At 42.9% G+C, this 231-nt stretch carries 1 protein-coding gene; it reads right to left on the minus strand.

Annotated features, from left to right (window positions below):
- The coding region (locus tag B9N71_RS13155) for a hypothetical protein (protein WP_167370122.1) at nucleotides 1–231 on the minus strand (231 nt) is incomplete at both ends.

Below are 231 nucleotides of genomic sequence, written 5' to 3' on the forward strand. Positions count from 1 at the left end.
GAATAGTGAAAAAATCATCATCATGCGCAGGTTCAGAATCTGCACTCGGCGACGTCGTATTTTGTCCCTTTCCGCCAGCAATTAACTCAACTTTATCGGGAATATCTGCCTCGGTTAATTCTGGGTACTTCTGCATTACATACTTTTTCTCACTTGTGGTTAAGGTGTACGGTTGCGGTGACGAGCTTTTTGCCTGTATCTTTCCATTAATGCCATTAATCACCTTGCCAA

The organism is Gilliamella bombi (genome assembly GCF_900103255.1).
GTDB classification, from domain to species: Bacteria; Pseudomonadota; Gammaproteobacteria; order Enterobacterales; family Orbaceae; genus Gilliamella; species Gilliamella bombi.